The organism is Pseudoalteromonas sp. J010, from assembly GCF_003934235.1.
In the GTDB taxonomy this organism is placed as follows: domain Bacteria; phylum Pseudomonadota; class Gammaproteobacteria; order Enterobacterales; family Alteromonadaceae; genus Pseudoalteromonas; species Pseudoalteromonas peptidolytica.
In genome coordinates, this window is sequence record NZ_RDBW01000051.1 from 25,506 (window position 1) to 32,685 (window position 7,180).

Annotated in this window: 6 protein-coding genes and 1 tRNA gene; 6 read left to right on the top strand and 1 reads right to left on the bottom strand. The window is 41.6% G+C overall.

Annotated elements, in window-relative coordinates; translation table 11 throughout:
• Positions 1-3 precede the first annotated feature (3 nt).
• The 6 genes from EAG18_RS20890 to EAG18_RS20920 all read left to right on the top strand — a co-directional run bounded on the left by EAG18_RS20890 (position 4) and on the right by EAG18_RS20920 (position 6,271).
• The gene (locus EAG18_RS20890) at positions 4-2,925 is read left to right on the top strand and encodes an SdrD B-like domain-containing protein (RefSeq protein WP_125254287.1); all 2,922 of its coding nucleotides are present in this window, start codon (positions 4-6) and stop codon (positions 2,923-2,925) included.
• Positions 2,926-3,618 (top strand): SPOR domain-containing protein, encoded by a 693-nt coding sequence (locus EAG18_RS20895; protein WP_125254288.1) that lies wholly within the window; start codon positions 2,926-2,928, stop codon positions 3,616-3,618.
• A gap of 426 nt (positions 3,619-4,044) precedes the next feature.
• Positions 4,045-4,626: a FlgO family outer membrane protein gene (locus EAG18_RS20905; RefSeq protein ID WP_125254290.1), complete on the top strand. Its 582-nt coding sequence runs from the start codon at positions 4,045-4,047 to the stop codon at positions 4,624-4,626.
• Between the two features lie 14 nt (positions 4,627-4,640).
• The gene (locus EAG18_RS20910) at positions 4,641-5,294 is read left to right on the top strand and encodes a FlgO family outer membrane protein (protein ID WP_125254291.1); all 654 of its coding nucleotides are present in this window, start codon (positions 4,641-4,643) and stop codon (positions 5,292-5,294) included.
• Positions 5,295-5,308: 14 nt separating this feature from the next.
• Positions 5,309-5,947: a FlgO family outer membrane protein gene (locus EAG18_RS20915; RefSeq protein WP_125254292.1), complete on the top strand. Its 639-nt coding sequence runs from the start codon at positions 5,309-5,311 to the stop codon at positions 5,945-5,947.
• A gap of 249 nt (positions 5,948-6,196) precedes the next feature.
• Positions 6,197-6,271: transfer RNA gene (locus tag EAG18_RS20920), tRNA-Arg, on the top strand.
• Positions 6,272-6,614: 343 nt separating this feature from the next.
• Here EAG18_RS20920 and EAG18_RS20925 read toward each other — a convergent pair.
• On the bottom strand, positions 6,615-7,180 hold a 566-nt coding region (locus EAG18_RS20925), incomplete at its 5' end, for a FlgT C-terminal domain-containing protein (protein ID WP_275557361.1).

Consider the following 7,180-nt stretch of genomic DNA (forward strand, 5'->3'; position numbering starts at 1 on the left):
GCGATGCACTTCGGAAGTAAGCTAGTAATGGCATTGTGCTGTATTGCTACTGTGACTCCCTTGCAGGCGAAGCAAGACATTGATGTCAATGCGGTAGTGCGAGTGCTTAGTCAACTCGAAAATACCTTGTCTGATATTAAGAAACCAGTACAGGCGGCACAAGCTGAGCTATATATTCCTGTCGGCGAATATTTATTTTTATCTACACACTTAAATGAGCGTCATTATATTGGCGAGCTTATCGCGATAAAAAATGAACACTCTTTTTGGATAGAGCTGGAAAGCTTTGTCCAGATGATAGGCCTTGCGATAGAAATAAATGAGGCGGGGGCATCTGGCTGGCTAAAAGATCCTGACAACCGCTTTGTTATTGATTTGGCTCGTCAAGTTGTGTTTGTAAATGAGCAAGAATACAGCTTGCAGACAGAAGATATTTATATAGACCAAGATCAGCTTTTCATAGAGTCTAACAGACTTAATGAATGGTTTGGCTTCTCACACACTGTAGATTATGGACGTCAAAGCTTGCAAGTGCAGAGTCAGTTTACCTATCCTGTTGAGGCGCAGATTGCACGCCAGTCAAGGGCGTTATCCAGAGAAAAATCAGACCGAGCGATACTTTACCCGAGGTCTGGATCGGATTACCAAATGTTATCCGCGCCAGTTGCCGATATACAAGCAAGCTTTAGGCATAATCAAAATCAGAATGAATTGACTTATTCCGTACTTGGCTCACATGAGTTTGCGTATATGAAAGCTGATTACTATACCTTTGGCGAACATGATGACCACTTTAAACGTAACCGCCTTACATTTAGCCGTAAAAGTGAAAAGGGAGAGCTCCTCGGTATTGGTGCAACTGAAGTGCGAGTAGGTGATATCACTCCAGTTAATGTCAGTAGTTTGAGTACCGCAGGCTTCTCTGCTGGCATTAAATTATCGAATAGACCGATGAGCGCTTCATCAGCGAAGCGTAGTGTCAATATCACTGGAGAAATTCAACAAGGGTGGGATGTTGAACTATACCAAAATGGCGTGTTGCTTGCGCAAGAGTTAGACATTGAAAGTGGTGTATATGACTTTAGTGACGTTGAACTACAATATGGTGAAAATGAATTTGAAATCGTTAAATATGGCCCACAAGGTCAATTAACTCGTGCTAAGCAGGTCTACCAGTTTGATCCAAACTTGTCCTCCCACTCTGGTGAGTATGAATTCTCTTTAAATAAAGTTGGGCAGCGTCTTTTAGATAACCAAAGTAATAGTGGCGATAACGGATGGCGAGTTGCAGGCACTTATCGCACCAGTATTACTGATGGCCTATCGACCTATATTGGCGCTGAATCTCATATGGGGAGCGACGATGATACCGCTACTTATTCTGTTGGAAGTTACTATAACGGATTTCGAAACTGGCTGTTGAATATCGAGCATGAAGCAACCACTGAAGGTGAAAGTAAAAGTCAAATTTCAGGCAATACTCGAGTGTTAGGTCAAGCGTTGACTGCAAGTATAAGTCGTAATACGCGATCGAATTTTCAAGGGGATAGCGTTTCCAACAATGTATATCAACTAAACCTCTCTGGCCGGCTACATAACAGCTCGTTTGGGAGTTTGCGTCACAGAACACAATTTAGTGTCAATGACACGGCTGCAGGTCGGTTTACGCAGGTCGTAAATCGATTAAATTATGGATTGGGTCGTTGGAATATTGGTAATCAGCTTACGTGGCGACAAAGTCAGCAATCAGAAGCTCTATTCGGCGCGACGCAAATTAGTGGCAGTCATGGCGAGACTTGGTATCGACTTGGTGCAGATTATCAGATTAATCCTGAAGCGGATTTCACGGATATATATGCTACCGTTACCCATCAAATAGATGACGATATAGAAGCGCGTGTGCGATTTGCTCACTCATTGCTTGATGACAGCGACTCTATTGAATTTGGTTCAAACTTTAACTTTGAACGCTTTAGTCTGTTTAGCACCGCTTCTTATTCAAGTGAACAGCATTGGCAAGTTGCTGTCGCTGGAAGGTTTAGTCTTGGATACAACAGTCTATCTAGCAGCGTATTTTCCACCAAAAATACTTTATCTAATCGAGGCACGCTAGTCGTTCGGGTCTTTTTAGACAAGAATAATAACAGTGTATTCGACGGCACAGATGAATTACTACCTGATGTCGAAGTAAGAGCCGTACATGCGTATCGCCGTGCTGTTACGGACGAAAATGGCGTTGCATTGCTAACTGGCTTGACCGAATATAGAGCCACAGATATTGAGCTTCAATCGACTTCACTGCCCGATCCTTTTATGATCCCAGCGCATGCTGGCAAGTCTATTGTACCTCGCGCCGGTTTTATAGAGCGGTTGGATTTCCCGATTGTTTATTCTAGTGAAGTAGAAGGTAAGGTATTTAAACAAGGTAAAGAAGAAGTTGCGTTTACTGAAGTGGCGCTGATTGATGAGCAAGGAGAAGAAGTTGCAACAACACGAACGCAGTTTGATGGCTTTTATGTCTTCACAGATGTAAAGCCTGGCAACTATGAGGTAAAACTAGACCGAGATGTAACAGAGGCAAGAAACCTGAAAAGTGCGAAAAAAACATTGGTTACTTTACCTTTACGAGGGGACGTGGTCAGTGGTGTTGATATTAACGTTATTCCAAAAGAAACAGAGCAGTTACAGGTTGCAAGCCTTGGTAAATTCAATGAACTTAATTTCTTGAAAGTTTATCTTCAACTTATCAAACCACGATTGATGGCTATAGAATCAATCCAACCATTTTATGTTCAAGATCAAGCGCACTATTTGCTTGGGCTAGCATTTAGCTCAGATCCAACACAAGACTTGACAGCATTATGTTCGCAGGTCCTCGAACAGGGTATTAATTGTGATGTTAAAGCATTAGAGGTAGTACACTAAATGATAAAACCAGTATTTTCCATCACCAGCATAATATGCGTGCTCGCACTTCTATCTGGGTGTCAGAGTACAAAGCCAGAAGAAACAACAGTTAATTATGCAAAAATTACAGTGGAAGAATATCAGCAGATGCAAGAGGCCATTGCCCAGTGGCAAGAGGATAAGGTAGCAATTGCTAGGCTCTTGGATGCGGAAAAAGATTTGCAAAAACTCATTCAAGCGCTGTCCGGTTACGTGTCAAATACAAAACCGGCTCAAGTAACTACCACAAAAAAACAGACTCCGTTGATTACACAAGCCAACAAGTCTCAGGCAGCAGTAGAAGAAGTCATCACACAAAATAGTTATCAACCAATAAAAACACAAGCTCAACCGGTTAGTGTGGACGACTCAATTGATACAAATAGTCAAAAAGTAGAATACAAATATGCCGTTCAGCTAGCTTCGTTAAACGGCAAAACACAAGTATTAGAGTTGACGTCGACACTAGAACAAACCCTCCCTGAATTGATAAAGAGCAAAGAAACTTTTTCGATTGAGACAGTTGATGGTAAAGGCGTTACGCGATACCGAGTTAAGTGGGGAGCCTTCGAAAACAAAGCGGCAGCACTGGATGCGTGCGACAAATTTAAACAGCATCGTCGAGCGTGTTTTGTTACCGCATTTGGTGGAGAGAAACTTTCTCGTCTTTGAGTCGCTGGAAATAAGCCGGTAATTAGTTGCCACTTTCTTGTCCACGAAAACCAGAAACAAGCGCTGGATCCAATTGCGATAACAAAGCTTGTGTGAAATACCAACGATAATGAGCGACCAGCATCCTTATATCAATTTGACTTAATACTTGCTCAATTTGAAGGAGTAAATCTGACGCTAACAGCGTTAAAAATTTCTTATTTAGAACAACTAAATAGCAAAATTTTTTGCCTTGCCTACAGGACGTAGGTACCTCGGCGTGAGCAGGACGCGGAAGCGGTGTTATCGACAAGATTTTCTCACCTCAACATAGACTACTTAATTAAGAAAATTGGTATTAATTATTCCTACAATTCGTAAAATCGTGCCATCCATGTGGCGCGATTTTTGCTTAATCGTAAGTAAGATCAACGATGGCTGACGACAATGAAATATCTTGTATTCATTTTTGTATTTTGGCTTACCGCGTGCACGAGCAGTGAGCAAGTAGGCAAAAGAGAACTAACCCAGCAGCGAGAAATATTACCAGATTTTGATGGCTTTGGTGCACAACTAGCGGCTGAACTTGGGCAATATGTGCGACCTTTCAAACCGAACTCAACAGTAGCAGTGACTAGCTTTTTTAGGGCAAACCAATTAAATGACGTCATAGTGGGGCAAGGAAGTGGACTTGGTGTGGCGCTACAAGAGTCATTAATAACCCATTTGAGCCAAATGGGAGCTGATGTTGTTGAGTACAGATTAAGAAGCGCTTTATCTTTGAGTGACTCTGCCGATAGTATGTTAAGCAGAGAGTTAAAAGCGATAAATCAACGTCAGAAAATTGACCTGGTTGTAGTTGGTACGATAGTTGAGAGCCGTGACAGCTATTTGGTCAATGCTAGGCTTGTAGAAACACTTCACAGTCGGGCCGTATCCGCGGCATCGCTTAGTATTCCTAAATCGGCATTATGGGGCTCTGAGAGAGCCACGTCTCGAGATGGTCTTATCATACGCAGTCAATATTAATGGAGATGAGTGTAATGAAAAAAATATGTAGTCTGGCTTTGCCTCTTTCATTGATGGTTGGCTGTACTCAGAGTAACTTTTTCGCTGTTGATACAGCACAAACGGAGCCAGTGAGAAATGGCTTTGAACAATCGTCCATGTTTCAGAGTAATCCAAATGGGTTAAAGCAGTTTTCTATATCTCAGCAAATGGCTGGGAAGAATGTGACCCATTATGTCCAAAGTATCATGCAAGATATGGTCACGAACCTAAAGCATGTAAATGAAAAGACGCCTGTCGCGGTAACTAGTTTTGTATTCTTGGATAAAGAGTTTGATAAAGGATCGCTTCTCGGTAATCAGTTAGCTGAGAGTTTTATTCACGAATTACATGCTTTTGGGATCCCTGTTGTTGATTTTAAAACGACAGATTACATTCGCGTAACACCTGAAGGGGATTTTATCTTCAGCAGAGACTTTCTTGAATTATCAGATGATCATCCATTTTTATATGTACTTGGTGGCACGCTAGTTAATCACCAAGGTGGGGTAATGGTAAACGCCAGGGTTGTTGGTTTGAGAAGTAAGAGTGTTGTCGGTTCTGCCCAAGGGTTTTTACCACAAAGTGTGGTAAATGCGCTGCAAGATGGTGCTTCATATGATGGTATTCGCTTAGAGCGAGCCAATTAACTGGGAGGCAGAACATGAAAAACGTAGTACTTTTTGCAACCACATTGGCACTGCTAGGTGGATGCAAAATGACACAAGAGCAATCTCCTGCACCGATTGAAACCAAGCCCAGTGATATGGAGCTTTTGTATGCGCTGATGGAAGAGCAGTCAAATGACGACGCGACCCTGTCGCCAGTAACACAAGACATGGGTTTTATTAGCTATCGTCATCGTAAAGCTGTCGCAAACTATGCGAGTCAAATTGCGTTAGAATTATCAGACACCATTCTGGGGCAAAAACCTGAATCGATAGCTGTGGCAAGCTTTGTGAATTTCAATCAGTCTTTGCGTGACACTAATCAACTGGGTAATCAAATTGCTGAATCTCTCATTCATCAGATGCAAAAATTAGGCTATCAAGCTCTGGACTTTAAAGCACTGGGAAAAATAGAAGTAACGCCAAGTGGTGACTTAGTATTTTCACGGGAAGCACAAAGATTAAAGAGCGTCAAAGCACCAAGTCATATTCTGTCTGGTACCATGATTTATCGTCCCCGTGGGGTAGAAGTTAATGCGCGACTTCTTGAATTTTCAACAAACTTAGTGATAGCGACAACGGCAGTCACGATCCCTTACTTTATTTTAGATGGTGGGGCTACGGCATCAAGATAGGTGTACCGCTTTTAGCTTCCGATTATTAATGCCTTCAGATGAAGGCATTGTAATTAAGCTTATTCATTGCATACGATTATAGATTGTGTTTATTGAAGTGTGGCTAGAAGCGTGATAATTAAAAACTAGGTGTTATCGCGCAGTGCATCATAATTGCATGATTTTACTCTTTAAAAGTTCATAAAAATCAGTATACTAAATTCCAGTCAGTGGAATTTTGCTGGTACAGTTTGCGCCACAGTTTTCTCTGTCCCCATAGTTTAATGGATAAAACAAGGCCCTCCTAAGGCTTAGATGTAGGTTCGATTCCTACTGGGGACGCCATTTCAATAGTGGCTTATCTGTCACAATTTTCTCCACTCGTTATCGTCCGCTCGGTGTCTGAACCAAAAGGATGACATGCTCAATTTAAAGGGGTAAATCTGACCCTAATTGAGTTAACAATATCTTATGGCAGAATAATACCAATTTGACTTAAAACTTGCTCAATTAGAAGGAGTAAATCTGACGCTAACAGCGTTAAGAATTTCTTATTTAAAACAACTAAATAGCAAAAAACTCTCTTGGCTACCGATAAGCTTCTCTTGTCTCAACATAGACCACTTAATTAAGATCATTGGTATTACTTTCCTGTCCGGAGGTACATCACGTAATTGAAAAATTGGTATCACAGGGCAAACAGGTCGTCTTTCTCTATGTGAATTTCAACTAAATCATTAATTTGAACATTGTGAAGCGGTCGCTGTTCTTGGTTTACAGCAATAGCTGTCTGGGCGTTGACTTGGATGACTTGCAATTTATTCAACGTTTTAACTTGACGCATAAAAACATTACCACCAGCGTCAGTAAGGGGGCTGCTATGTGCAACGCTCAACACTTGACCCTCTTCCAGCCCATGCATACGGCCTAAGTTAATCACAACTTGCTCGTCATCAATATGCAGTATTTTGCCATGGGTGGGTAAGCAGGCGATGGCCGAGTTCAGATCGACGCTGACTTGGTTCAACACAGTTTGAATTTCAGCCGCATAATCAGTTTGCCAAAACTGTTCACTATATACATCGACTAATTTGGTCTTCTTAAAAGGCCATACCCCTTGAGTACCGTACCTTTGTTGCCAGACCTTTTCATGAGAAAGAGCATCAAACAGTATAAAGTCTATTTTAAAGCTCCTTAGATACTTATCGCTTTGCCAAAATGCTAGGTCGTTGTTGAGTTTGTTGACGCTAGAAA

Bases quoted from the DNA above. Each gene is read 5' to 3' on its own strand.
- EAG18_RS20890 (WP_125254287.1), top strand. From the start codon at position 4: ATGCACTTCGGAAGTAAGCTAGTAATGGCATTGTGCTGTATTGCTACT.
- EAG18_RS20910 (WP_125254291.1), top strand. From the start codon at position 4,641: ATGAAAAAAATATGTAGTCTGGCTTTGCCTCTTTCATTGATGGTTGGC.
- EAG18_RS20905 (WP_125254290.1), top strand. From the start codon at position 4,045: ATGAAATATCTTGTATTCATTTTTGTATTTTGGCTTACCGCGTGCACG.
- EAG18_RS20895 (WP_125254288.1), top strand. From the start codon at position 2,926: ATGATAAAACCAGTATTTTCCATCACCAGCATAATATGCGTGCTCGCA.
- EAG18_RS20915 (WP_125254292.1), top strand. From the start codon at position 5,309: ATGAAAAACGTAGTACTTTTTGCAACCACATTGGCACTGCTAGGTGGA.